The organism is Ralstonia sp. 25C (assembly GCF_051904805.1).
In the GTDB taxonomy this organism is placed as follows: Bacteria; Pseudomonadota; Gammaproteobacteria; order Burkholderiales; family Burkholderiaceae; genus Ralstonia.
Window position 1 is genome coordinate 918,003 of record NZ_CP196737.1, and the last position, 23,340, is coordinate 941,342.

The following is a 23,340-nucleotide window of genomic DNA, read 5'->3' on the forward strand; positions in this document are numbered from 1 at the left end:
GCGTGAAATGGCGAGCACGGCTGCGTGGGCAGGCGCGTCAGATCCACGTCGTTTTGTAGTACTTGCGGATGTGTTCGGTCAGGCGGTAGCCGGTGGCGCCCTCGTCGGCGGGCTCGGCCTGCGGCACAACGGAACCGGCCGGCGTCTGCGCCAGATGGCTTGCCGTAGCGGCCGTGCCGGCTGCCGCAGCAGCCACCGCAGCGCCCATCAGGAAGCGGCGGCGCGTGGGGGCGGATTCAGCGGGTTCCGACTGGGGGTGGGCGTGAGGGACGGCGTTCGCGGTGTTCGGATTGGGCATGTCGATGCTCCCCGGCTCAGTCAAACCGATGACCGAATGTAATAGGAAATATCCGACACATTTTAGAAGTAACGGCAGGGGAAAACCATGCCGAAACACCCTCACTCCGGGGTTTTCCTGACGATTTGCCGATGAATTTTTTCAATCGACACAAGTTGCCCCACCCCGTGGTGACGCGGGCGGGGCCTCGTTCTTGGGCGAGTGCTCATTTCTTAGGCAATCGTCTGACGTACCGTCACGCCAGTTCGAGCGCGAGCCGCTCGACTTCAAAGAAGGCTTTCGCCAAACCCGCCACGTCGGCATAAAACCCGGCGCGCGGATGCTGCAATACAGCATCGCAAGCAGTATCGACCCAGGGCGCCAGGTGACGCTGGAAGAAGGCGCGCTGTTCCTCAATGTGGGCGACGGCAGTGTCTTCCCCAGCAATCAGATAGCGCATGACCTCGCACAGCGTGGCGAGGTGGTCTTCGGTTTCCGTGATGCCCTCGGCGCGTTCGAGGCCGTAGCGGCGCAGGTCATCGCGCAGCGTCACGAGCGGCTTCTCGTTCAGGAAGCCGGCCTGGTAGTACGAGCCATACAGGAAGACTTCGGGCTTGCCGACACCAATGAAGAGTTCGGTGTACTCGTCGTCGACCTGTGCGGCCGTGACCTGGCCGGCACGGGCGACCAGGCGGCGCCAGGCCTGGGTGAGCGCGCTGCTGGCGGCGGCCTGCGCATCGGCAGGGTCAGCGTCCGCATCGCCTGCCGGGTCTTGCGGGGCGGCGGCAATGCGCTGCAGCAAATCGGCGTCCGCCGCGTGGAAGAACAGCGTCGCCAGCAGGCCATACAGATCGGCACGGGCGAGATCCTCGGCGCTGTCGGCAGGCGTGGCGGCGGGCTGAAACTGCAAAGGCTGGGCGTCGGTCATCGGGTTCGTTCGTTTCAGTGTGCGGAGCCGGGGCGTTCGCCGCGCTCCATCATGTCGATCACGCGACAGTCGCCGCACATCTTCAGGCGCTCGGCGGCGGCGCCGGAGAATGCCGGGTGCCCGCCGAGCTTGGCCAGCATCGTGGTCACCATCTGTGCAGTGCCAAACGGCTTGTTGCAGCGCACGCAGTGAAACGGCTGCGTTTCGTTGAGCGTGACAGGCTGACGCGCTTGCGCGGATAGATTCAAACGCGGCACGAGGGCGATGGCATCTTCCGGGCACGTGGTTTCGCACAGACCGCACTGGACGCAGTTGCGCTCGATCATGGCCAGCACCGGCCGCTCGGCCTGGTCGCGCAACGCCTGCGAGGGACACGCGCCGACACAGGCCATGCAGAGCGTGCAGCGTTCGCGGTCCACGGTGATAGCGCCGAACGGTGCACCAGCCGGCAGCGGGATGACGGCCTCGGCGGCCTTGGCGTGACGCGCTAGATGATCCAGCGCGAAATCCAGCGTCTCTCGTTTGGCCGCGGCCACCGCGAAGGTCGCGGCCGACATCTCACGGCGGAAACCACGCAGCGGACCGGACACGTCCGCCGCGTTCAGGCGCGCATCCAGCGCAGCCGCATCGGTCGCATCGATCAGCACCACGGCCGGCACATCTGCCGGCTCACCAAGCCCCTCGAGCACCGCCTGCGCCACGGCCACCTGCTCGGCGAGCATCGCGCGGTACTGCGGCGCATCATCTTCCGTCAGCAGGATGGCGATGCGTGCGGCGCCATACGCAAGCGCCGAAAGCCATAAGTCCAGACCCGTTGATGCTGCGTGAAAGATCTCGACCGGCAACACATTCACCGGCACGCCCTGCGCCTTGCCTGTGCGTGCGGCGTGGCCCAGTTGTTCGATCAACGCGCGACCGCGCTCCCCGTTGTGCAGCAGGACCACGGCATCACGTCCGCCCGCCGACGCATGCGTATTCAGCAGCGTCTTGAGCTTGCGCCCCTGGTACGGCGCACTCGGATAGGCATAGGTCATGGCGCCCGTCGGACACGCCGTCGTGCAGGCCCCGCAGCCCACGCACAGGTTGGGCGTTACGTGCACGCTGCCCCGCCCGTCCTTCCACTGCGACGAGATGGCCGATGCCGAGCACACCTGCACGCACGCATCGCAGCCCACCTGGCCATTGCGCCCGTGCGCGCAGATCGATTCCTTGTACTGGAAGAACTTGGGCTTCTCGAACTCGCCCACCATCTGCAGCAGCGCCAATGAGGCGGTCAGCTGTTTGCCGGCATTCGCACCGGCGTGGAAGTAGCCTTGCGGCGGCTGGTGCTGCGTGAAGGCCGGCGCGTCATTCAGATCGAAGATCAGGTCGAACTGGCCGGACAGCGCCTGAGGCGTATCCACGCGGCCAAAGTCGATGGCCATTGCTTCGCCGCACGCTTTCACGCAGGCGCGGTGGTCGCGGCAGCGGTCCAAGTCGATCTGGTAGAGCGCGTCGATGGCGTCTTCGGGGCACACGTCAATGCAGGCGTTGCAGTGCGTACAGCGGTCCAGGTCGATCGGATTGCGGTTGCGCCACTGCACCTCGAACGCGCCGAGCCAGCCCTTCACCTCCGTCAGTTCGCCGGCGTGGACGGGCCAGCGGCGCTCCATGGGCACCGACAGCGGCCCGATGGCGCGGTCGCGGCCGGTGGCGAGCACAGTCACGCTCAGCTGGCCGGCCAGACGTTCGGCCCACGGCATCACGCGCTCGGCCGGGCCGACGATCAGCAGATTGCCATCGGAGCGGTAGTCCACCACCGGCACCGGATCAGGTGCAGGCAGCCCCGCTACGGCCAGCAGCGCCGCCGTCTTGGCGTGAAAGCCGCGCGCATCGCGCTTGGCCCCTGCCGACCAACCGCCCGTCTCGCGCACATTGACGAAGTGGATCGGTGCGGTCACGCCCTCGTGTTCGGCCGCCACTTCGGCAAACAGCGCCTTCTCTTGGGTGCAGGCCACGATGACATCTTCCGTGCCGTCCAGCGCCTGGGTAAAGGCGCCGATCTCGCGGCGGCAGAGCAGATGGTGCGTCTTGCCCGGCACGTCGATGGCGGCGTCGGACGCACGCAGGGCATCGCTCAATGCATCGGCATCAAGCGGCATGGTGTGATTGCAACTGCAGACCAGCGTGAGCATGGGATCTTGCGTAAGCACCCGCGTCTGTCGCACGGGCTGTGGGGACATGGCCGCCCGGCTCGTAGCCGCGCGGTCCTTTTTTTATTCTACGGACGGCGGCTTAGGGTCGCCATCCGGGGTTGCCTGGGCGGTGTCATCGACCACGGGCGGCTCGGCTGATTCGGGCGGCGTCTCGCCTGCCCCGGTAGGTGCGGCCTCGGTGGCGGGTTCGAAAACCACCCTTTCCGCCACATCCTCATCCAACGGCTCAAACAACCGCAAACTCGCCGCATGGCGCAGCTCGCGCAGCATTGCGGGGGGGATCGGGTCGGGCTGCGAGTAATCGTCGATATACGTATCGAGCCCGTCCATCACATTGAAATGCGGATCGGCGAAGAGCTTCTTAAGCGCCGCACGCTTGACGGTCTCGTCCACGCCTTGCGCGACGAAGGGGGAGAAATCGTCAGCGGGCGTCAGCTTGGCGGCGTCTTCCAGCGTGAGCGGTGGAAGCTCCTCGGCTACAGGCTCCGCCGACGCAGGCTCGGGCGCGGCAACTGGCGCCACTTCGGCAGGCGGCGGCGCCTCCGCTTCGGGCTCACCGCGCCGCTCGGCCGCCTTGCGGCGTGACCAGCGGGAGAGGAAAGACTCGTCGCTCACGGATGCCCCGCTTTAAAACTTCGCGCGATCTTCGGGCGACAGGAACGACTCGGGCCGGCGGCGTTTCTTCGGCTCGGGCCGGTAGTTCTCGGCCACGTATGCCTGCAGCCAAGCCAGCGCAGCGGCGTCCAATGGCATGTTTTCGACCGTCTCGCCGCCGTCGAGCCAGCGCCCGGCCTCGTTGTAGCTGAGCGAGACCGTGTGCGGAATCGCCCGGCCCTCGTCGGCCGTGCCGGATTCGCCCAGGCGCCACAGCACGAACCAGCAGGGCGCGGCAGAGGTCACGTTGAGGTAATAGCCCTCGGCCTCGTCGCGGAACAGGGTGACGTTGAAACCGGGCGTGAGCCAGCGCTCCTCAGTGTCTGTGCGGTCAAGACAGCGCGGTGTGCTGCCGTATTCGCCCAGATCCGGCACCACGGCCTCCAGCCGCCACTGGAACGGCTGCCAGCGGTTGGCCGTCGGTCGGCGGCACAGCACCACCGCCATCCGGACGGACGGGCGTTCAGTCGGCAGCGGCTCGGTGGCGTCCATGACTTTGCACTTACGTGTTCTGCACGACGATCGACGGGAACTTGCTCGTCATGTCCTTGGCCTTTTCAGCCACAGCAATGGCGACGCGGCGCGCGATCTGCTTGTAGACGCCGGCGATCGCGCCATCCGGATCGGCCACCACCGTCGGGCGGCCCGAATCGGCCTGCTCGCGGATGGAGAGATTCAGCGGCAGGCTGCCCAGGAACGGCACACCGTACTGCTCGCACATCTTCTCGCCACCGCCCGCGCCGAAAATGTGCTCGGTGTGGCCGCAGTTCAGGCAGCAGTACACCGCCATGTTCTCGACCACGCCGATGATGGGAATGCCCACCTTCTCGAACATCTTCAGGCCCTTCTTGGCGTCGAGCAGCGCGATGTCCTGCGGCGTGGTGACGATCACCGCGCCCGTCACGGGCACCTTCTGCGACAGCGTGAGCTGAATGTCGCCCGTGCCCGGCGGCATGTCGACGATGAGGTAATCCAGATCGCGCCAGTTGGTCTGCTTGAGCAGTTGCTCCAGCGCGGACGTGACCATCGGGCCGCGCCAGACCATCGGGTTGTCCTGCTCGATCAGGAAGCCGATCGAGTTGGCCTGCAGGCCGTGGCCCTCCATCGGCTCCATGGTCTTGCCGTCGGCGGACTCGGGCTGGCCCTGGATGCCGAGCATCATCGGCTGGCTTGGGCCGTAGATGTCCGCATCCAGAATGCCGACGTTGGCGCCTTCCGCAGCCAGCGCCAGCGCCAGGTTCACGGCGGTGGTCGACTTGCCCACCCCGCCCTTGCCCGACGCCACGGCGATGATGTTCTTCACATTCGGCAGCAGGTGCACGCCGCGCTGCACCGCGTGCGCGACGATCTTCATCGACACCTGCACGCTCACATTGTCGACACCTTGCACCTGGCGCAGCGCGCCGATCACCAGCTTGCGGATCGGCTCGAACTGGCTCTTGGCGGGGTAGCCGAGCTCCACGTCGAGCGACACCTCGCCGCCATCGACCCGGATATTGCGCACCGATTTGGACGACACAAGGTCGCGCTCGGTATTGGGATCCACCACGCCGCGCAGGGCTTCGGTGATCTGTTCGATGGTTACGCTCAACATTGGCTCCAGAAATCTAATGCGTATGGGGGACGGCCCATCAGTGGCACCGCGTGAACTTTGCAATGCATCCGCCACTCTATGTGCTGATTTGCTATTGTATTTTGCCGGCGCGACATTCGCCCGATTCCCCCCAAGAACCGTCAGGCCGCCGGCCATCGGCAAACCAGACAAGAACCGACCCGTTATTTAGGAGAAATTATGAAAGCCAAGCTTATTTCCGTCTCGCTCGTCGCCCTGCTGGCGGCCGGCTGCGCCACCGAGCAACAGAACCAGACCGCCATCGGCACGGGCGTCGGGGCGGCTGTGGGCGCGGGCATCGGCGCGCTGGTCGGCAACGGCAAGGGTGCAGCCATTGGTGGCGCAATTGGCGCCGCCACGGGCGCGGCGGCGGGCTACAACTGGGGCGCGATCAAGTCGAAGCTGAGCGGCGACACGGCCGGCACCGGCACGCAGATCACCGAACAGCCCGATGGCTCGCTCAAGCTGAACATCCCGAGCCAGGTGTCGTTCGATACCGATAGCGCGGTGATCAAGCCGTCATTCCGTGGCCCGCTGGATAGCGTGGCGCAGACGCTCACGTCGCATCCGGAACTGGCCGCCAACGTGGTCGGCCATACGGACAGCACGGGCAACCCCAACTACAACATGTCCTTGTCGCAAAAGCGGGCCCAAAGCGTGGCGAGCTACCTCACCGACCGCGGCGTTGCGCGCAATCGCCTCTCCGCCGAGGGCCGCGGCCAGACCCAGCCCGTGGCCGACAACGCCTCCGAGGCCGGCCGCGCACAAAATCGCCGCGTCGAAATTTATTTGAAACCAATTCAGGGGTGACCAGTCATAAAAAACGGGTGCCGCTTGCCATACGTTGCTGGCTCGCGATGCATGGCTGACCTCCCGGGTGGCGCCTGATTTCTCCTCCTTTTCCGTTGTGGAAAGCTGCGCCGGCTCAGACCGGCGCTTTTTTTTTGTCTCGCGAAACGTGCGGCAACGTGCCGCATGGATTCCGGCCGCCAACCCCTGGCATTCCCCTGTACCGGCCTGACACCGCCGGGCGCGCTAAAATATGCGTTTCTCCGCGCGCCGCCCTCGTTTTGCGGCCCGCCCGCACCTTTCTGGCCTGCCCATGTCCGAACGTCGCATCCTCATCACTTCCGCCCTGCCCTATGCCAACGGGCCGATCCACATCGGCCACCTGGTCGAGTACATCCAGACCGATATCTGGGTGCGCTTCCAACGCATGCGCGGGCATGAGACCTACTACGTGGGCGCCGACGACACCCACGGCACGCCCGTCATGCTGCGCGCCGAGAAGGAAGGCCTGACCCCGCGCCAACTGATCGAACGCGTCTGGACCGAGCACAAGCGTGATTTCGACAGCTTCCTGATCTCGTTCGACAACTACTACAGCACCGATTCCGACGAGAACAAGGCGCTGTCCGAACGCATTTACCTCCAGCTCAAGGAAAACGGCCTGATCGACGTGCGCGAGGTGGAGCAGTTCTACGACCCGGTCAAGGAAATGTTCTTGCCGGACCGCTTCATCAAGGGCGAGTGCCCGAAGTGCGGCGCGAAAGACCAGTACGGCGATTCGTGCGAAGTGTGCGGCGCGACCTACCAGCCGACCGACCTGAAGAACCCGTACTCCGTGGTGTCGGGCGCGACGCCGGTGCGCAAGTCGTCGGAGCACTACTTCTTCAAGCTGTCCGACCCGCGCTGCGAGAGCTTCCTGCGCGAGTGGGTGGCCGACCTGGCCCAGCCCGAAGCCACCAACAAGATGCGCGAATGGCTTGGCGACGATGGCGAAGCCAAGCTGTCGGACTGGGACATCTCGCGTGATGCGCCGTATTTCGGCTTCGAGATCCCGGGCGCGCCGGGCAAGTATTTCTATGTGTGGCTGGATGCACCGGTCGGCTACTACGCCAGCTTCAAGAACCTGTGCGGCAAGCTCGGCCTCGATTTCGATGCGTGGATCAACGAACACTCGACCACCGAGCAGTACCACTTCATCGGCAAGGACATCCTGTACTTCCACACGCTGTTCTGGCCGGCGATGCTCAAGTTCTCGGGCCACCGCACACCGACCAACGTGTTCGCGCATGGTTTCCTGACCGTGGACGGCGCCAAGATGAGCAAGTCGCGCGGCACGTTCATCACCGCGCAGAGCTACATCGACACCGGCCTGAACCCGGAATGGCTGCGCTACTACTTCGCCGCCAAGCTGAACGCGACGATGGAAGACCTGGACCTGAACCTGGACGACTTCATCGCCCGTGTGAACAGCGATCTGGTTGGCAAGTTCGTCAACATCGCCAGCCGCTCGGCCGGCTTCCTGGTCAAGCGCTTCGAGGGCCGCGTGAACGACGCCGCGCTCGGCCATCCGCTGATGGTGCAACTGCGCGAAGCCGCCCCGCAAATTGCGGACCTGTACGAGAAGCGCGAGTACAGCAAGGCGTTGCGTGCGGTGATGGAATTGGCCGACGCCGTCAACGCCTTCGTCGACACCGAAAAGCCGTGGGACCTCGCCAAGGACGAAGCCAACCGCGAGAAGCTGCACGCCGCGTGCTCCGTCGCGCTGGAAGCGTTCCGCCTGCTGGCCGTGTACCTCAAGCCGATCCTGCCGACGACGGTCGAGCGCATTGAAGCGTTCCTGAATGTCGAGCCGCTGACCTGGCGTGCGATTGATACGCAACTGTCGTCGGCCAAGCCGATCCAGCCGTATTCGCACCTGATGACGCGCGTGGACAAGAAGCAGGTGGATGCACTGGTGGAGGCGAATCGCCAATCGCTGCAGGCGACCGCCGATGCGCCGGCTGCTGCCGCCAACGGTGCTGCAACAATTGAGCCGATGGCCGAGACCATCACCATCGATGACTTCGCGAAGATTGATTTGCGCGTCGCCAAGATCGTGGCGTGCCAACGCGTGGAAGGCTCGAACAAGCTGCTGCAGCTCACGCTGGATGTGGGTGAAGGGAAGACGCGGAATGTGTTCTCGGGCATTCAATCGGCGTATGCGCCGGAAGACCTGGTTGGCAAGCTGACCGTGATGGTGGCCAACCTCGCGCCGCGCAAGATGAAGTTCGGGATGTCGGAAGGGATGGTGCTGGCGGCTTCGGCGGCGGATGAAAAGGCGCAGCCGGGCCTGTATATCCTCGAGCCGCATGCCGGCGCCGTGCCGGGGATGCGCGTGCGTTGATGCGCTGAACACACGCCAGAAACAACAAGGCCAACCCCATGGGGTTGGCCTTTGTTTTTTGACGTGCCACTAGGTTGGCACGCGGTCAGCCGCCATTCAACCGGTTGTCACTGCGCGATGTTGTGCTCACGCGCCCATCCGGCCCAAAGTGGACATTGAAAAACGCCTTCTCGGTCGGGCTTTCCATCCATTTGTAGCCCCAGACCTCTTCCTGCTTCAGCTTGAATGCCTCGACCTTGCCCGGCTTGCCGAGCATCCGGCGGATGTCGTCCTTGGTCTGCCCAGCACGTACGCGGCCAAAGTTCTCGGCAGTCAGGACCTGATCGATTTTCTGCACACGACCGTCGGGCCCGATCGTCACCATCCACGTTGACGTGCCTTCCGGCCCGCGCGGATATTCCAGCTGCCGCGTGCCGCCTTCGTTCTCCCAGATCATCTCCGGCTGGCCGGCGGTGGCCTTCACGTCGTCCTCGGTGGACTGCCCGGCCACGATGTCCTTGAATAGCAGGTTGTCCGGCTTGGCCGATTGCCACGCCCGCTTGGCGGCATCGCCCACCCGATCGACGGCCTGATCCACCTTCTGCTGATCACAGCCGAACAACCCCAGCAATGACGCCAGAATGCCCATGGTGACTCCCACTTGTGCGAGTTGACGATGATGCGTCATGGAACCCTCTCGTTCGAAACGTCTATCCGCCGCCATTCTGGCAGCCGGGTAGCCCAATTACCAACGCTTGTTGAACAGCACCGACGCGCCGTTGATCGTGCCGCCGCGCGCCACCACTGACCAGCGCCGTGAGAACTGCCACGTCAGCTTGACGATGGAATCGGCGGTGGACAGGCTCTGCTCATAGCCCACCGAAATGCTTTCCGAAATCGCCTTGCCCAGACTCACCACCTGCGGATCGGTCAGGCCCGAGGTGGACGCGCCGATCGAGAACTCGTCCAAGCCAAATCGTCGCGCCACATTCTTGCCTGCCACGTTACCCAGCAGGCCGAGCGCTGCGCCGGACATCGCCTGCTGCTGACCCAGACCCGCATTCGACGCGCTGTAGCCAAACATCAGCCACGAAAGCTTGTCTTCGTCGGGCACGTTGGGCTCGGAGACGAGCTTGACGCGTGGCTGGCGCACGGTGCCCGTCACCTGCACGCCGGCCTCGACCTCCTGGTTGCGGCGCATGGCGGTGATGTTGAACGACGGGTTGTTGATCGGCCCGATGAAGTTCAGCACGCCTTGGTCGATCGCCAGCTTGCGGCCGAAGGCTTCGTAGGTGCTGCCCTGGCGCACGTAGATCGTGCCGGTGCCGCGCAGAGGCACCAGCGGTTCGCTGTGCACGTGCATCTGGCCGCCGAGGGACAGATCTGCGCCCGCGCCCTTGAAGCGGAAGTTGTCGCCAAAATCCACATCGACATCGACGACTGGGCTGAAGCGGCCGGCGGGCTTTTCTTCGCGCTTGACGCCACGTTCGGCCTGGTTGCGCGCGGCATCGGCGCGACGGACGATGACCACGTCGTCTCCAAGTGCCGGCGCGCCGTCCTTGGGCAAATCGAACAATCCGCGGTCGACCTTGAACTTGCCGGTGATGGCCACGCGGTCGTTGTCGTTGGCGATGCGCGCCTGACCGGAGAGCACGAGCGTACGGTCCGGATCAGCAAACAGCTGGAGCTTGTCCGCAGCGATGGTGCCGGCCAGGTTCGGATTCGCCTCGCCCAGCTGCACACGACCCTGCGCCCGCACGGTGCCCTCGCCGCCGTGAAACACCACCTGCTGCAGGTCGACCACGTTCTGGTCCAGCGCCACGCGCACGAGACCACCGGTCAGGCGGATGCCCTGGTCGTACAGCGCGACTTCGATGTCCTGACCGGTCAGGAAGCCGCTTACCTTGGGCGCACCCACCGTGCCAGCAAAGGTCAGGCTCGCCGCAAGCTGGCCTTCCGTTGCCACGTCCGGCCCGAGCAGATCGCCGATGCCCTTGAGGTGGGGCAGGCTGATCGTCAACCCGCCGGTCAGAGGCGAGGCCGGCGACGTCAATGCCAATGCACCCGGTGCGGCATCGCGCGTCAGCCCGATACCCGCGTCGAGGTAAGCATTGCCCACGCGGTTGGATTGCACGGTACCGCGCAACGCCAGGCGCATGCCTTCGCCGCGCAGGTCCACCGTGGCTTCGGTGAGCCCCAGCGGAGTAAAGCCGCGCCCGGCGTTGATCGACAGATCGCCGCTGCGGCGCGCAATGTGGGCGGTGCCGGTCGCCGTGCTGCCGAGGTTGACATCCCACTGCCCATCGATCACGAGGTCGGTACGCACGGGCGGTGACTGGCCCGTCCACGTGCGCACCAGCTCCAGCACGCGCGCGATCTGCAAACCGTCGAAGCGGCCGGCGCTACGCAGATGGCCCTGATTCGATTCCACCCGTTCGATATGGATGGGCGTCTGATCCAGCGTCAGGTCCGTGCGGCCAACCACTAGACGACCGGGCGCCACCGACACCCGCACCGGCGCCTTCAATTGCAGATTGGGCGCGCCTTGCGCGGATAGGGTCGAGATCGTGCCGTCCCACGCATCGCCGCCGTTCCCGGACGTGAGGGCACCGTCGCCTGCCAGCGCGAACTTGAACGGCTGGCTGCGCACGTTGCCATCGGCATCGGCGCGGAAGCGGTGCGCACGGCGCGTGCCGTCCAGCGTGGCGTGCACCTCGCGCAGCGACAGGCTCGGGCCCGTCACGCGTTGCGCGGTCAGTTCGAACTGCAACGGGCCATCGATACCGTCACGCATCTGCGCGCGGCCATTTGCCAGTTCGATCTTGTTGCCTTGATAGGCGAGCTGGTTGGCGCGGAACGTGGCATCGACCTGCGGCCGCTTGATCGTGCCAGACACATCGCCGGACAGGCTGAGCGCCCCGCTCACGCCAAGCTGCAAACGCGCAAGCTGCGGCGCATCGACCTCGACGTGCAGACGGTCGCCCGCCGCACCGAAGCTGCCGCGCAGGCTGGCCTTGTTGCCGGCCACATCGAGCTTGGCGTCGCTGGGCAACAGGCGTTCGCCGCGAAGGTGGACATTGCCGTCGCCGGTCATGGGCAAGCCGGCGTAATCGCTGTCGCGGACGGTAAATTTGATGGCAGCGTCGATGGGCTCCGCCAGCGTGCCGCGCGCATCAAACTCCGCGTTGATGCGGCCCTTGGCCACCTTCGCCAATCGCGCGGGATCGAACTCCGCCAGGTTGCCCTTGAAGGCGAACGACTGCGCATCGTCATGCTTGAGCGTGCCGGCCAATGTCAACCGCGAACGGCCGAGCGACACCTGTGCGTTCTCCACCGCCACCTGCGTCGCATCGAGCACGGCCTTGGCCTGCGCACGCATATCGCCGCCGGCCAGATCGAGCGCGACGTGCTGGGTGCCACCCGCAAAATCCACGGTGACGGGGCCGGCGAGCTTCGTCTTCTCCAGCGAGGCATGCAGCGCTTGCAGATCCAACTGACGCACATCGACGCGCAACGTGCCGTGGCCCTTCTTGACGTCCGCACCGCCGCTCAGTTGCGCGCCGCCGAGCAGGCGTACATCCAAGCCGGTGAGCTGTTGATCATCTTCGTTCAAGCGCACCTGCGCACGCAGGGACTGCAGCGGCAGCTTCTGCTTGTCGAGCGTGCCGGGCTGCGCGTTGTCGATCTGGATGGGGCCGGCGACGGTCAGCGTCTTGGCCTGTTCGTCGGGACGCAGATCCGCGTGGATGGACAGCGACGCTTCCGGCGCGCCGTGGGCAAACGCACGCGGGTTGACATGGTCAGCCGATACAACGGCGCGCGACAGCGGCAGCACGCCGAACGGCGTGGCGTCGATCTGCGCCTGCGCGGTCAGCTTGGCGCCGGTACCGGTGGCGTCGATATGCAACGCCTCCAGCGAGCCGGACAACTGCGCCGATACCGCCGCATCCTGCTTCTGGCCGTTCGCCTCGAACTGCGTGGCTAGTGTGGCTGCGCCGGTGAGCGGATACGGCCGCGTGCCGGTCATGTGCAACGTGGCGGCCAGCTTGCCGGCAGGCGTTTCCATGCCGTCGAGCAGCACATTGTGGTGCGTGCCATCCGTATGCACGCTGCCGGCAATCGCCTTTAGTTCGGTGGTGGATGTGCCCTCGCGGATGGCGAGCCGATCCACGGCCAGCCGATCCACATCCAGCGCCAGCGGCAACACCAATGAATCGGGCGGGCCACTCGGTGGCGTCGGCGGCGTCGGGTGCAGGATCACCTCGACATTGCCGGCGCGCAGATACGCGAAGTGCGCATGCCACGGGCCGCGCGTGATGGCCCAGCGGCCTTCCACATGGTCGATACGTACTTCCGTGCTGCCCGCGCGCACGTGCAGATCACGCAGCGACAGGCCCTCGCGCACCGTGCCGCCTTCCAGCTTGCCGGACACATAGGCGTGACCGAAACGCGTGGCAAGCGACCACAACTGCGCCGTGCCCATCTGAGAATGGATGGCCCAGACAAGCCAGCCGGCCAGCGCCAGCACGATCACCAGGACCAGGGCGACAAAGCCTCCAAACCACCGCAGCGTGCGGCGGCCCCAGCCCCGCTTGGGACGTGGTGCTTCGGGCTGCTTGGAATCCGGCGTTTGCGAGTCGGTCATCGTCATGCTCAGAACGCGATGCCCAGCGATACGCTCGGCCGGAACTGCTTCTGCTGGATGCCGTAGGCCAGATCCACCTGGATCGGCCCCACGGGGCTTTTCCAGCGCACGCCAGCGCCGACACCGTTGAACCAGCGGCGCTGGGTCCAGTTGTCGGTGGCCGTGCCGGTATCCCAAAACACGGCGGCGCCCCACTGCGGCAGGAACCAGCGCTGATATTCCAACCCACCGGTCACGAGAAATTTGGCGGGCAACGTGCTGCCGTTGACATCGTTACCGATGCTCTGAAAGTCGTAGCCGCGCACCGATTGCGTACCGCCCGTACGGAAGCGCAGCGTGGCCGGCACGCCATCTCCAGGGCCCGACGTGATGACGGCGCCCAACTCGCCCCGCGCGACAAAGATGTCACGCTGCCCCACCGGCACGAACTGGCGAATGCGGCTATACGAACGCACGAACGACTGGTCCGTCAGCACGCCCTTGACCGCCGCGCCGATCTGCGTGGTGATGATGTTGCCGCGACGCGGGAACAGCGGGTCGTCCACATCGCGGCGGGTCCAGGCAAAGCCGGGGACCAGCGCCTTGCTCAGCTGACGCTCGGCGCCGTCGGGGCGCAAGTCGTCGTAATAGAAGTTGACCGTAAACGACGTCTCATAGATGCCGCGTACACGTGTCTGCTTGAAACCGGAGCGATAGCTGCGCGTGTCGGTGCCCGAGGTGTCGGTGCGGTCCATGCTGCCGTAGATGCTGTTGACGTACTGCTTGTCGTCGGGCGGCAACGTCACACTGCCGAACAGGTATTGGCGGCGCTGTTCGATGCGCGCCTGCGTGTCCAGCACCCAGGCCTTGTTGAACAGGTTCAGGTACTGATAGCGCCCTTCGAGCGAGGCACCGGTGTCCGTGCCATACCCCACGCCGCTGGTGATGCGGTTGGGCGGGTACTCCCGCACGCGCACGCGCACGGGTGCGTTGACCGGGGTCTTCGGATCGTCGCCCAGATCAACAATCGCGTTGGAAAAATACGGCTGCCCCTGAATGGCCGCCTGCAACGCCTGCAGGCGGTCGGCGGAATAATCCTCGCCCACGCGCAGCGGGTTGACATGGTCAATGATGCCGCGCGGATAACGCGACAAACCCTGCACGTCCAGTGGCCCCAGGGTGTACGCCGGGCCGCTATCGTAAGCAACGGAGAGATCAGCCTTGCTCTCGTCGGGGTCGATACGCGCCTGGGAATCCAGTTGCTTGGCCGCGTAATAGCGTTTGCTCTGCAGCGCCGCCAGGCTGTCGTCCTTGGCCTTGTCCCAGCCCGCCTGGCGGAAGGCCGTACCGTGCGAAAGGCCCCACGCTTTTTTCAGTTCGTCGATGCGCTTCGGGTCTTGCGTGATGGCGCCGGTGAAGTCCAGCGCCACGTTATCGATGGTGGTACGCGGGCCAGGCTCGACCTTCACGCTGATCACATGGTGGTCCGGCGGGCCTTCGATTTTCGCGATGGCCTTGGGCACAAAGTAACCCTCGGTCGCTGTCAGCTTGGTGACCTGGTCGCCAATCGTTTCGACCATGTACTGCAACTGGTCTTCGGTGATGTCCTTGCGATCTTTGTAGCGCGACAGGTCAAGATGACGCTCCAGCAGGTCGCGGATGGCCTTGGGCGCCTCGATCTTGACGTCATACTCCGCGCTCGCCGGCGCACAGACGAGCGCCAGCGCGCAGCCGGCAGCGAGTGTGGCCGCATGCAAGACGGAACGGGGAAAACGTGACGGTCGCGATGGTCGCTGGGGGCCAATCATCGTGGCAAGCGTGGCGCCGCCCCATGGGCCGGCTGAGTCGGAAAGAAGCCGTATTTGACCATACCGATCCTGACGGGTGCCCAGGCAAATGCAACAGAGATGTCCTTTCAGACCGATCCGAACGCCTTCGCAGGGGCCGTGCCCGTCGGCCAATACGGTAAAATGCGCTGTTTTCCGCCCGGAACGTTCCCGTGCGGGCAAGATCACCCAACCTCACCGACTGCCATGGCCCTGTACAAGTCCGAGATCACCCAGTTCCTGGAAGAACTCAAGACCCAGAAGCCCGATCTGGAAGCGCAACAGCGCCAAGGTCGCGCCCTGCTGTGGGACAAGGACCCGATCGACCTGGAAGAGCGCGCACGCGCCAAGACCGCCCGCGTGCCGCAAAAGCCGTACGTCTACTCGCTGGACTGATCGGCCCACCAGGCCCACTAGGCCCACCGCCGCATGACCACCCCCGCGCAGGACAAGCTGCCGCTGCCTGTCGAGCTGCCCAACGTGGCGCCCGATCAGGACTCCACGCCCGCGCAGGTCGACGGCCTCGCCTTTGCACGGCTCTATGGCGAGCCGCTGTTCAAGCTCCCGCAGGATCTGTACATCCCGCCCGACGCGCTCGAGGTCTTCCTTGAGGCGTTTGAAGGCCCGCTGGACTTGCTGTTGTACCTGATCCGCCGCCAGAACTTCAATGTGCTGGACATTCCGCTGGCGCAAGTCACGCGGCAGTACCTGGCCTACATCGAGCAGATCCGCGCGACCAACCTGGAGCTGGCCGCCGAATACCTGCTGATGGCGGCCATGCTGATCGAGATCAAGTCGCGCATGCTGCTGCCGGTCAAGAAAACCGACTCCGGCGAAGAACCCGAAGACCCGCGCGCCGAACTGGTGCGCCGCCTGCTCGAATACGAGCAGATGAAGCTCGCCGCGCAGAAGCTCGATACGCTGCCGCAGCTCGGTCGCGACTTCCTGCGCGCGCAGGTCTACATCGAGCAGAGCCTCGCGCCACGCTACCCCGACGTCAATTCCGACGACCTGCGCGTCGCGTGGGCCGACGTGCTGCGCCGGGCCAAGCTCACGCAGCACCACAAGATCTCGCGCGAAGAGCTGTCCGTGCGCGAGCACATGAGCCAGATCCTGCGCAAGCTCCAGCACGCGCGGTTCATGGAATTCACCGAGCTGTTCGAAGAAGCGATCCAGTCCGGCAAGGGCGCGCCCATCGTGGTGGTCAACTTTGTCGCCATGCTGGAGCTCTCGCGCGAATCGCTGCTCGAGATCACGCAGGCGGAACCGTACGCGCCCATCTACGTGCGCCTTGCCTATTCACCGACGTAATTCGGCCGACGTCATTGGCCAACATGAAGCGTTAGCTCACCACCACACCGCATGAAAGTCATCTCGTCCATCCAGGAACTGCGCGACCAGCTGCGCGGCCAGAACCGCGTCGCCTTCGTGCCGACCATGGGCAACCTGCATGAGGGCCACCTCAGCCTGATGCGCCTGGCGCGCCAGCATGGCGACCCGGTGGTGGCATCCATCTTCGTGAACCGCCTGCAGTTCGGCCCGAACGAAGATTTCGACAAATACCCGCGCACCCTGCAGGACGACATCGAAAAGCTGCAGAAGGAAGGCGTGTACGTGCTGTTCGCGCCCACCGAGCGCGACATGTACCCCGAGCCGCAGGAATACCGCGTCGAGCCGCCGCACGACCTGGGCGACACGCTCGAAGGCGAATTCCGCCCCGGCTTCTTCAAGGGCGTGTGCACGGTGGTGATGAAGCTGTTCTGCTGCGTGCAGCCGCGCGTGGCAGTGTTCGGCAAGAAGGACTACCAGCAGTTGATGATCGTGCGCCGCATGGCCCACCAGTTTGCGCTGCCGGTGGACATCATCCCGGCCGAGACGGTGCGCGCAGACGACGGCCTGGCGCTGTCGTCGCGCAACATGTACCTGTCCAACGACGAGCGCGTCGAAGCGCCCGAGCTGTACCGCACGCTGCACCAGGTGCGCCAGGACGTGCTCGAAACCGTGCTGCAAGGCCAGGCCTCGCACGAAGAGGTGACCAACAAGGCGATGGAGTACCTGCGTGGCCGCGGCTGGCAGCCCGATTACGTGGCAGTGCGCCGCCGCTCCGACCTGCAAGTGCCGACGCCAGACAACATCGCCGCGGGCGAACCGCTAGTGGTGCTGACCGCCGCCAAGCTCGGCAAGACGCGCCTGATCGATAACCTCGAGATTTGAGCGAGGTATCGCCCAACGACAAAGCCCGGCAATTGCCGGGCTTTTTTCATGCTGCCGCCGACGTCTCGGCCGGCACGGCCTGCGGCGGCGTTCCCCCCAACCAGCCGAGGATGCCGCCCCACTGCTCCACGTCCTTCGCCACGCGTGAGGGCGCCACGTCCCACAGCGTCAAGCCATGCGCGGCCAGTTGCACGTAGTTCTGGGTGTCCCGCAGATAACCGAGGATCGGCACCTCCAGCCCCTGCACAAAGCGCTGAAGCTGTTCTGCGGCGCGGGTGCGCATGTCCACACGCATACCGACCACGCCCAGTTTGACGTCGCCGTGGCGGATCGGCTTTTCATCGGCCAGTTTGCGCAGGAAAGTCTGCGTGGCAAGGATGTCGAACATCGACGGCTGCAGCGGCACGATCACGTGGTCCGACAATTTGATGAGGTCGGTCAGCCGCCAGCCGTGCAGCCCAGCCGGCGTGTCGAGCACCACGTGCGTGGTGCCCTTGGGCGGCTTGGCGATGTGGTCGGCGTTGATTTCCCACGTGCTGATGGGCTTGGCAGTGTCGGGGCGCAAGGCGAGCCATTCTCGGGAAGACTGTTGGCGATCGGTATCGCCCAGCATCACAGCGTGATCCTGCGCGGCAAAGTAGCCGGCCAGGTTCGTTGCCAACGTGGTCTTGCCCACTCCACCCTTCGGATTCGCTACAACGGCCACCGGCATGCCTGCCTCCTTGTACGCAGCGTGCGCTCGTCGAATCGTGTGGCGAGTCAATCACTCGCCGAATGTACCTATCCGATAATTATGGCTCAGCCCGCACGTGGCAGCGCGCCGAAGAGCGCGGCAAGGTCGAGATGCGCTTCACACGTGTCCGCCAGGCGTTCGAGCGAGGCTTCGCGCAGCGCAGCGTAGTCCTGCGCCTGCGCATCGCGTACGCCGGCCCAGCTGAGTAGCGCACGGCAGGCCTCGGGCGCATCGAACAGCCCGTGGAGATAGGTAGCGAGAATCTGCCCATCCGCCGAGATCGTACCGTCCGTACGGCCATCGTCGAGCTGCACGGCGGGCCGAGCGAGCGCCGGCCCATCGGTCACGCCCATGTGGATTTCGTAGCCGGTGATGGCTGCGCCGCCCTGCGCCAACGTGCCGCGCACCTGACGCAGTTGCTTGGCGGCTTCCAGCGTGGTCTCGAACTCCAGATAGCCGAGGCCATCCACGCTGCCGGGCGCCCCTTCCAAACCTTGCGGATCGTGCAGGCGTCGCCCCAGCATCTGCATGCCACCGCAAATGCCGATCAGCTTGCCGCCGTAGCGCAGGTGCCGCGCGATGGCCGCTTCCCAGCCGTTGGCACGCAGCCAGGCAAGGTCCGCCTGCACGCTCTTGCTGCCCGGCAGGATGATGAGGTCGGCAGGCGGAATCGGTTGGCCAGGGCCGATCAATCGCACGTCCACTTGCGGATGGGCGCGCAGCGCGTCGAAATCGGTGTGGTTGGACACGCGCGGCAACACCGGAATGACCACGCGCAGCGCGTCGCCTGCAGCTGCGCGCTGCGATGTCTGCACGGCATCTTCCGCGTCGAGGTGCAAACCCTGCAGATAGGGCAGCACACCCAACACTGGTTTACCCGTCTGCGCGGTCAGCCAGTCGAGCCCCGGCGTCAGCAGCGAAATATCGCCGCGAAACCGGTTGATGACGAAGCCGGCCACGCGCGCACGTTCGCTATCCGACAAGCACGCGAGCGTGCCGACGAGATGCGCGAACACACCACCCCGATCAATGTCCGCGACGAGCACCACCGGGCAGTCCACCGCTTCCGCAAACCCCATGTTGGCGATGTCGCGGTCGCGCAGGTTGATCTCGGCCGGGCTGCCCGCGCCTTCCACGAGCACGAGGTCGTATTGCGCGCGCAGGCGCGTGTGCGACTCCAGCACGGCCGCCATGGCGGTGGGCTTGTAGGCGTGATACGCGCGTGCATTCAGATCGCAGCGCGGCTGGCCGTGGATGATGACCTGCGCGCCGGTGTCGCTGTTGGGCTTGAGCAGCACGGGGTTCATGTCCACCGTGGGTGCGAGGCCGGCGGCCTGCGCCTGCAACGCCTGCGCCCGGCCGATCTCGCCGCCATCTGCAGTGACGGCGCTGTTGAGCGCCATGTTCTGCGGCTTGAACGGCGCCACACGCACACCGGCGCGATGTGCGACACGGCACAACCCGGCGACCACCGTGCTCTTGCCGGCGTCGGACGTGGTGCCCTGGATCATCAGCGTGCCCCGCCACGTGGGCGCTGGCACAGAAAACGGAGGCTTCGACATGCGCGGATTATCGCATTCGAGACCATCGGCTCACGGCTAAAATAGCGGGATGTCACGCCGTCTCACACTCGTCCTCGGTGGTGCCCGCTCCGGCAAGAGCCACCACGCTGAACAACTCGCGCTGCAGTGCGCGGGGCCGGTCACCTACGTCGCTACCGCGCGCGAGGGCGATGAAGAGATGCAGTTGCGCGTGGCCCTGCACCGTGCGCGCCGCCCCGAGCAGTGGGCGCTGATTGAAGAACCCACGCGCCTGGCCGAGGCGCTGTACACGCACGCGCAGCACGGGGGCTGCGTGCTGGTGGACTGCATCACGCTGTGGCTCAACAACCTGCTCTTCTCCGGGCATCACGAATATCCGGAGACCGGCCTCATCACGCCGCCCGAAGCGTGGACGGCTGAAATCGACGCGCTCCTGACCGCGCTGCCGCTTCTACCTGGCGAAGTCATCCTCGTGAGCAACGAGATTGGCCTGGGCGTGGTGCCGATGGGCGCCATCACGCGTTTCTATGTCGATGAACTGGGCCGACTGAACCAGCGCCTGGCCGCGCTGGCCGACAACGTGCATCTGCTCGTGGCCGGCATCCCGATGGTGGTCAAAGGGCCGGCGCTCGGCGCGGCATCGTGAATCTGGGCGGTGTGTCCGACCTAGGATGGCCACTCGTGGCGCTGGCTGCGCTGGCGGGTGTGCTGCTCGACCACGTCTTTGGCGAAGTCCCACGCTGGCATCCATTGGTGGGCTTCGGACGCATCGCCATCGCCGTGGAACGCGCCATGAACCGCCGGCCTGCCGCGCTGGCGTGGTCGCGCCTCATCGGGCTGACAGCGTGGGCGATCACCGTGTTGCCGTTCGTATTGCTGGCGGGATGGCTCGTCGTCTCGATATGGAGCGCCTCCCCATGGTTGGTGGTCGCGCTCGATGCCATCGCGCTGTATTTCGCCATCGGCGCGCGCAGTTTGCACGACCATATCGCGCCGATTGCCCATGCGCTGCGTGATGCGGATCTGCCCCGCGCACGTGCCCTCGCTTCACGCATTGTCTCGCGCGATTTGCGCGATGCCGGCGATGAGCCCATCGCCCGTGCCGCCGTGGAATCCGCGCTGGAAAACGGCAGCGATGCCATCTTCGCACCACTGTTCTGGCTGGTGGTGGCAGGCGCGCCCGGCGTGGTGCTGTATCGGCTCGCCAATACGCTCGACGCAATGTGGGGTTACCGCAATGCGCGCTTCACCGGCTTTGGCTGGGCAGCGGCGCGCATCGACGACGTGCTCAACTGGGTTCCCGCGCGACTGACGGCGATGAGCTATGCGCTCCTCGGCCACACCGCCGATGCATTGCGTTGCTGGCGCGTGCAAGCACCGCAGTGGTCGAGCCCCAACGCCGGCCCTGTCATGGCAGCCGGCGCAGGCAGCCTGCGCGTGCAGTTGGGTGGCACAGCACGCTACGAGGGCGTCGACGAAGCGCGCCCTGCGCTGGGCACCGGCGAACCCGCAATCGCGGAAGACATCACCCGCGCGCTGACGCTGGTGTCGCGCACGTTGTGGCTGTGGCTCGGTGTACTGATGCTCATCGCTGCCATCGTACGGGGCTTGCCATGAGCGGCATCGTCCATGGCGGCAATCTCGCGGCCGCACGTGCGCTGTATGGGGAGCCTGCCGGCGGCTGGCTGGATCTGTCGACCGGCATCAACCCGTGTGGCTATCCCATCCCGCCGATTCCCTCCGACGCATGGCTGCGGCTGCCCGAAGACGATGGCCTGGAGGCACAGGCGGCCGCGCACTACGGCGTGAGCGACGCACGCGCCGTGCTGGCCGTTGCGGGCTCGCAGGCCGCCATTCGCGCGCTGCCCGCCCTGTTGCCGCACGGCCGCGTCGGCGTGGCACAAGTCGGCTACAGCGAATACGCACCTGCCTTTGCGCGCGCTGGGCACGATGTTGTGCCGTTGCCCGAATCCGCCTTCCTGGGCGACCTGCCCGACGATGTCCGACACCTCGTCGTCGTCAACCCGAACAACCCAACCGCACGCCTGCTGCCGGCCGAGACCTTGCGCGACTGGCATACGCGCCTGCACGCGCGTGGCGGCACCTTGATCGTGGACGAAGCGTTCGTCGAAGCTTTCGACGCGGGCCCAACGCTTGCGCCTTTGGCAGGTACGCCCGGGCTTATCGTGCTGCGCTCGATCGGCAAGTTCTATGGGCTGGCCGGCGCCCGCATCGGCTTCGTGCTGGCTGCGCCCGATGTGCTGGCGGCGCTGCGTGATGCGCTGGGCCACTGGACCGTCAACGGCCCCGCTCGCACTGTCGTACGTGCAGCCCTAGCAGATACCGCCTGGCAGGCGGCAACCCGCCATCGCCTGCAGTGCGAGGGCGCGAGGCTGCACACGTTGTTGGATCGCCACGGTCTACCGAACACCGCGACGCCGCTCTTTGCCTGGGCACCCACAGCACACGCACCGACGCTGCACGCAAGCCTGGCGCGCCTGGGCGTCTGGACACGCCGCTTCGATGCGCCCGTGCCCGGACTGCGCTTCGGTTTGCCTGCGGATGAAACCGGATGGCAACGCCTTGGCGATGCGTTAGCATCGCTCTCGCATTCCGCTTGACCGCCCCCCTTGATGATCGTCCGTCCTTCCCGTCTTGCCGGCCATGTGGCCGCGCTTGGTCTGGCTGCGTTGCTCGCTATGGCACCGGCGCTTGCCGCCATTTCCGTCAACGATGACAGCGGTGCCACTGTCACGCTCCAACGCCCGGCGCAGCGCGTCGTGAGCCTGGCGCCGCACGCAACCGAACTGCTGTTTGCGGCCGGTGGCGGCGCGCGCATCGTCGGTACCGTCAGCTACAGCGACTACCCGCCGCCCGCGCGCGACATTCCGCACGTGGGTGACAACCGCTCGCTCGACTTGGAGCGCATTGCTGCCCTCAAACCCGATCTCGTCGTGGTCTGGCGCCACGGAAATGCGCAAAAGCAGATCGATCGTCTGCGCGCGCTGGGCATTCCGCTGTTCTTCTCGGAGCCGCATCGACTGGGCGATATTCCCCGCTCGATTGAGGCGCTCGGCACGCTGCTCGACACCCGCGCCAGCGCCCACGACGCCGCCCAGCAATTCCGCCAGCGCGTCGACACGCTGCGCAATCGTTATGCGAGCCGGCCGCCGGTGTCGGTGTTCTATCAGGTGTGGGAACAGCCGCTGATGACGCTCAACGGCCAGCACATTTTCTCGGACATGCTTGCCCTGTGCGGTGGGCGCAATGTGTTCGCCAGCGAGCCGCTGCTGGTGCCCACCGTGTCGACTGAGGCCGTCATTGCCGCCAACCCCGAAGTCTTGCTGACGGCCAGCATGGGCGCCACGCAAGGCAGCCGCCCCATCGACACGCTCGACGGGTGGAAGCGCTGGCCGCGCCTGCTGGCCGTGCAGCGCGGCAACTTGTTCAGCATCAATGGCGATCTGATGAACCGTTTCGGCCCACGCCTCGTCGATGCTGCCGCGCAGTTGTGCGAAGACCTGGAGCTGGCGCGCACGCGCCGCCTGGGCACGCAAGCCGCGAACGCGGCACGCCACTAACCGA

At 65.7% G+C, this 23,340-nt stretch carries 20 protein-coding genes; 9 read left to right on the plus strand and 11 right to left on the minus strand.

Features of this window, described 5'->3' with window-relative positions:
* Positions 1-37 precede the first annotated feature (37 nt).
* From ACS7SF_RS04270 to apbC, 6 genes are all read right to left on the minus strand, one after another.
* Positions 38-298, minus strand: a complete 261-nt coding sequence (locus tag ACS7SF_RS04270) for a ubiquinol-cytochrome c reductase iron-sulfur subunit N-terminal domain-containing protein (RefSeq protein WP_439891830.1) — start codon at positions 296-298, stop codon at positions 38-40.
* A 235-nt stretch (positions 299-533) separates the two neighbouring features.
* Entirely contained in the window at positions 534-1,205 is a 672-nt protein-coding gene (locus ACS7SF_RS04275) for a TorD/DmsD family molecular chaperone (RefSeq protein WP_439891831.1), read from the minus strand.
* Between the two features lie 14 nt (positions 1,206-1,219).
* Positions 1,220-3,379 carry a 4Fe-4S binding protein gene (locus ACS7SF_RS04280; protein ID WP_439892692.1) on the minus strand — a complete coding sequence of 720 codons (2,160 nt, stop codon included), beginning with the start codon at positions 3,377-3,379 and terminating at the stop codon, positions 1,220-1,222.
* Between the two features lie 81 nt (positions 3,380-3,460).
* The gene (locus ACS7SF_RS04285; protein WP_439891832.1) at positions 3,461-4,015 is read right to left on the minus strand and encodes a DUF3306 domain-containing protein; all 555 of its coding nucleotides are present in this window, start codon (positions 4,013-4,015) and stop codon (positions 3,461-3,463) included.
* Between the two features lie 12 nt (positions 4,016-4,027).
* Positions 4,028-4,546 carry a DUF3305 domain-containing protein gene (locus ACS7SF_RS04290; RefSeq protein WP_439891833.1) on the minus strand — a complete coding sequence of 173 codons (519 nt, stop codon included), beginning with the start codon at positions 4,544-4,546 and terminating at the stop codon, positions 4,028-4,030.
* Positions 4,547-4,556: 10 nt separating this feature from the next.
* Entirely contained in the window at positions 4,557-5,645 is a 1,089-nt protein-coding gene (gene apbC, locus ACS7SF_RS04295; protein WP_439892693.1) for an iron-sulfur cluster carrier protein ApbC, read from the minus strand.
* A 201-nt stretch (positions 5,646-5,846) separates the two neighbouring features.
* Between apbC and ACS7SF_RS04300 the strand changes: the two genes are divergently transcribed.
* Both ACS7SF_RS04300 and metG read left to right on the plus strand, forming a co-directional pair.
* Positions 5,847-6,476 carry an OmpA family protein gene (locus ACS7SF_RS04300; RefSeq protein ID WP_439891834.1) on the plus strand — a complete coding sequence of 210 codons (630 nt, stop codon included), beginning with the start codon at positions 5,847-5,849 and terminating at the stop codon, positions 6,474-6,476.
* A gap of 292 nt (positions 6,477-6,768) precedes the next feature.
* A complete protein-coding gene (metG, locus tag ACS7SF_RS04305; RefSeq protein WP_439891835.1) occupies positions 6,769-8,838 on the plus strand; it encodes a methionine--tRNA ligase in 2,070 nt (689 codons plus the stop codon).
* Positions 8,839-8,923: 85 nt separating this feature from the next.
* Here the strand turns inward: metG and ACS7SF_RS04310 are convergent, their stop codons facing one another.
* The 3 genes from ACS7SF_RS04310 to ACS7SF_RS04320 form a co-directional block, all read right to left on the minus strand.
* On the minus strand, positions 8,924-9,466 hold the full coding sequence (locus ACS7SF_RS04310) for a hypothetical protein (protein WP_439892694.1): 543 nt from the start codon (positions 9,464-9,466) through the stop codon (positions 8,924-8,926).
* 96 nt (positions 9,467-9,562) lie between these two features.
* Positions 9,563-13,462, minus strand: a complete 3,900-nt coding sequence (locus ACS7SF_RS04315; protein WP_439891836.1) for a translocation/assembly module TamB domain-containing protein — start codon at positions 13,460-13,462, stop codon at positions 9,563-9,565.
* Positions 13,463-13,470: 8 nt separating this feature from the next.
* A complete protein-coding gene (locus ACS7SF_RS04320; protein ID WP_439891837.1) occupies positions 13,471-15,249 on the minus strand; it encodes an autotransporter assembly complex protein TamA in 1,779 nt (592 codons plus the stop codon).
* Between the two features lie 225 nt (positions 15,250-15,474).
* Between ACS7SF_RS04320 and ACS7SF_RS04325 the strand changes: the two genes are divergently transcribed.
* From ACS7SF_RS04325 to panC, 3 genes are read left to right on the plus strand one after another with little or no spacing between them, the layout of a single operon-like run.
* Positions 15,475-15,663 (plus strand): DUF3460 family protein, encoded by a 189-nt coding sequence (locus ACS7SF_RS04325; protein WP_439891838.1) that lies wholly within the window; start codon positions 15,475-15,477, stop codon positions 15,661-15,663.
* Between the two features lie 33 nt (positions 15,664-15,696).
* Complete coding sequence (locus ACS7SF_RS04330) at positions 15,697-16,578, plus strand: segregation and condensation protein A (RefSeq protein ID WP_439891839.1); 882 nt, start codon at positions 15,697-15,699, stop codon at positions 16,576-16,578.
* 51 nt (positions 16,579-16,629) lie between these two features.
* Positions 16,630-17,481, plus strand: coding sequence for a pantoate--beta-alanine ligase (gene panC / locus ACS7SF_RS04335; protein ID WP_439891840.1), 852 nt, complete (start codon positions 16,630-16,632; stop codon positions 17,479-17,481).
* Positions 17,482-17,527: 46 nt separating this feature from the next.
* On the opposite strand, the gene ACS7SF_RS04340 is transcribed toward panC, so the two are convergent.
* Together ACS7SF_RS04340 and ACS7SF_RS04345 are read right to left on the minus strand one after the other, a co-directional pair.
* Complete coding sequence (locus ACS7SF_RS04340) at positions 17,528-18,193, minus strand: nucleotide-binding protein (protein WP_439891841.1); 666 nt, start codon at positions 18,191-18,193, stop codon at positions 17,528-17,530.
* A gap of 86 nt (positions 18,194-18,279) precedes the next feature.
* A complete protein-coding gene (locus tag ACS7SF_RS04345; RefSeq protein WP_439891842.1) occupies positions 18,280-19,776 on the minus strand; it encodes a cobyric acid synthase in 1,497 nt (498 codons plus the stop codon).
* A gap of 49 nt (positions 19,777-19,825) precedes the next feature.
* On the opposite strand from ACS7SF_RS04345, the gene cobU reads away from it, so the two are divergent.
* The 4 genes from cobU to ACS7SF_RS04365 are packed head-to-tail and all read left to right on the plus strand — an operon-like array spanning position 19,826 to position 23,336.
* Positions 19,826-20,401 carry a bifunctional adenosylcobinamide kinase/adenosylcobinamide-phosphate guanylyltransferase gene (gene cobU, locus ACS7SF_RS04350; RefSeq protein ID WP_439891843.1) on the plus strand — a complete coding sequence of 192 codons (576 nt, stop codon included), beginning with the start codon at positions 19,826-19,828 and terminating at the stop codon, positions 20,399-20,401.
* A complete protein-coding gene (cbiB, locus tag ACS7SF_RS04355) occupies positions 20,395-21,372 on the plus strand; it encodes an adenosylcobinamide-phosphate synthase CbiB (protein WP_439892695.1) in 978 nt (325 codons plus the stop codon). Before cobU ends, cbiB begins: the two co-directional genes overlap by 7 nt.
* A complete protein-coding gene (cobD, locus tag ACS7SF_RS04360; RefSeq protein ID WP_439891844.1) occupies positions 21,369-22,376 on the plus strand; it encodes a threonine-phosphate decarboxylase CobD in 1,008 nt (335 codons plus the stop codon). Before cbiB ends, cobD begins: the two co-directional genes overlap by 4 nt.
* A gap of 12 nt (positions 22,377-22,388) precedes the next feature.
* Positions 22,389-23,336: a cobalamin-binding protein gene (locus tag ACS7SF_RS04365; RefSeq protein ID WP_439892696.1), complete on the plus strand. Its 948-nt coding sequence runs from the start codon at positions 22,389-22,391 to the stop codon at positions 23,334-23,336.
* Positions 23,337-23,340: the final 4 nt, after the last annotated feature.

What these genes read in the sequence shown, in the direction of transcription:
- ACS7SF_RS04340 (WP_439891841.1), bottom strand. Translation starts at nt 18,193, where the DNA reads ATGCCGGTGGCCGTTGTAGCGAATCCGAAGGGTGGAGTGGGCAAGACC.
- cobU (WP_439891843.1), top strand. Translation starts at nt 19,826, where the DNA reads ATGTCACGCCGTCTCACACTCGTCCTCGGTGGTGCCCGCTCCGGCAAG.
- ACS7SF_RS04315 (WP_439891836.1), bottom strand. Translation starts at nt 13,462, where the DNA reads ATGACCGACTCGCAAACGCCGGATTCCAAGCAGCCCGAAGCACCACGT.
- ACS7SF_RS04270 (WP_439891830.1), bottom strand. Translation starts at nt 298, where the DNA reads ATGCCCAATCCGAACACCGCGAACGCCGTCCCTCACGCCCACCCCCAG.
- ACS7SF_RS04310 (WP_439892694.1), bottom strand. Translation starts at nt 9,466, where the DNA reads ATGGGCATTCTGGCGTCATTGCTGGGGTTGTTCGGCTGTGATCAGCAG.
- panC (WP_439891840.1), top strand. Translation starts at nt 16,630, where the DNA reads ATGAAAGTCATCTCGTCCATCCAGGAACTGCGCGACCAGCTGCGCGGC.
- ACS7SF_RS04320 (WP_439891837.1), bottom strand. Translation starts at nt 15,249, where the DNA reads ATGATTGGCCCCCAGCGACCATCGCGACCGTCACGTTTTCCCCGTTCC.
- metG (WP_439891835.1), top strand. Translation starts at nt 6,769, where the DNA reads ATGTCCGAACGTCGCATCCTCATCACTTCCGCCCTGCCCTATGCCAAC.
- ACS7SF_RS04330 (WP_439891839.1), top strand. Translation starts at nt 15,697, where the DNA reads ATGACCACCCCCGCGCAGGACAAGCTGCCGCTGCCTGTCGAGCTGCCC.
- ACS7SF_RS04345 (WP_439891842.1), bottom strand. Translation starts at nt 19,776, where the DNA reads ATGTCGAAGCCTCCGTTTTCTGTGCCAGCGCCCACGTGGCGGGGCACG.
- ACS7SF_RS04290 (WP_439891833.1), bottom strand. Translation starts at nt 4,546, where the DNA reads ATGGACGCCACCGAGCCGCTGCCGACTGAACGCCCGTCCGTCCGGATG.
- ACS7SF_RS04280 (WP_439892692.1), bottom strand. Translation starts at nt 3,379, where the DNA reads ATGCTCACGCTGGTCTGCAGTTGCAATCACACCATGCCGCTTGATGCC.
- ACS7SF_RS04300 (WP_439891834.1), top strand. Translation starts at nt 5,847, where the DNA reads ATGAAAGCCAAGCTTATTTCCGTCTCGCTCGTCGCCCTGCTGGCGGCC.
- cobD (WP_439891844.1), top strand. Translation starts at nt 21,369, where the DNA reads ATGAGCGGCATCGTCCATGGCGGCAATCTCGCGGCCGCACGTGCGCTG.
- ACS7SF_RS04275 (WP_439891831.1), bottom strand. Translation starts at nt 1,205, where the DNA reads ATGACCGACGCCCAGCCTTTGCAGTTTCAGCCCGCCGCCACGCCTGCC.
- ACS7SF_RS04325 (WP_439891838.1), top strand. Translation starts at nt 15,475, where the DNA reads ATGGCCCTGTACAAGTCCGAGATCACCCAGTTCCTGGAAGAACTCAAG.
- ACS7SF_RS04365 (WP_439892696.1), top strand. Translation starts at nt 22,389, where the DNA reads ATGATCGTCCGTCCTTCCCGTCTTGCCGGCCATGTGGCCGCGCTTGGT.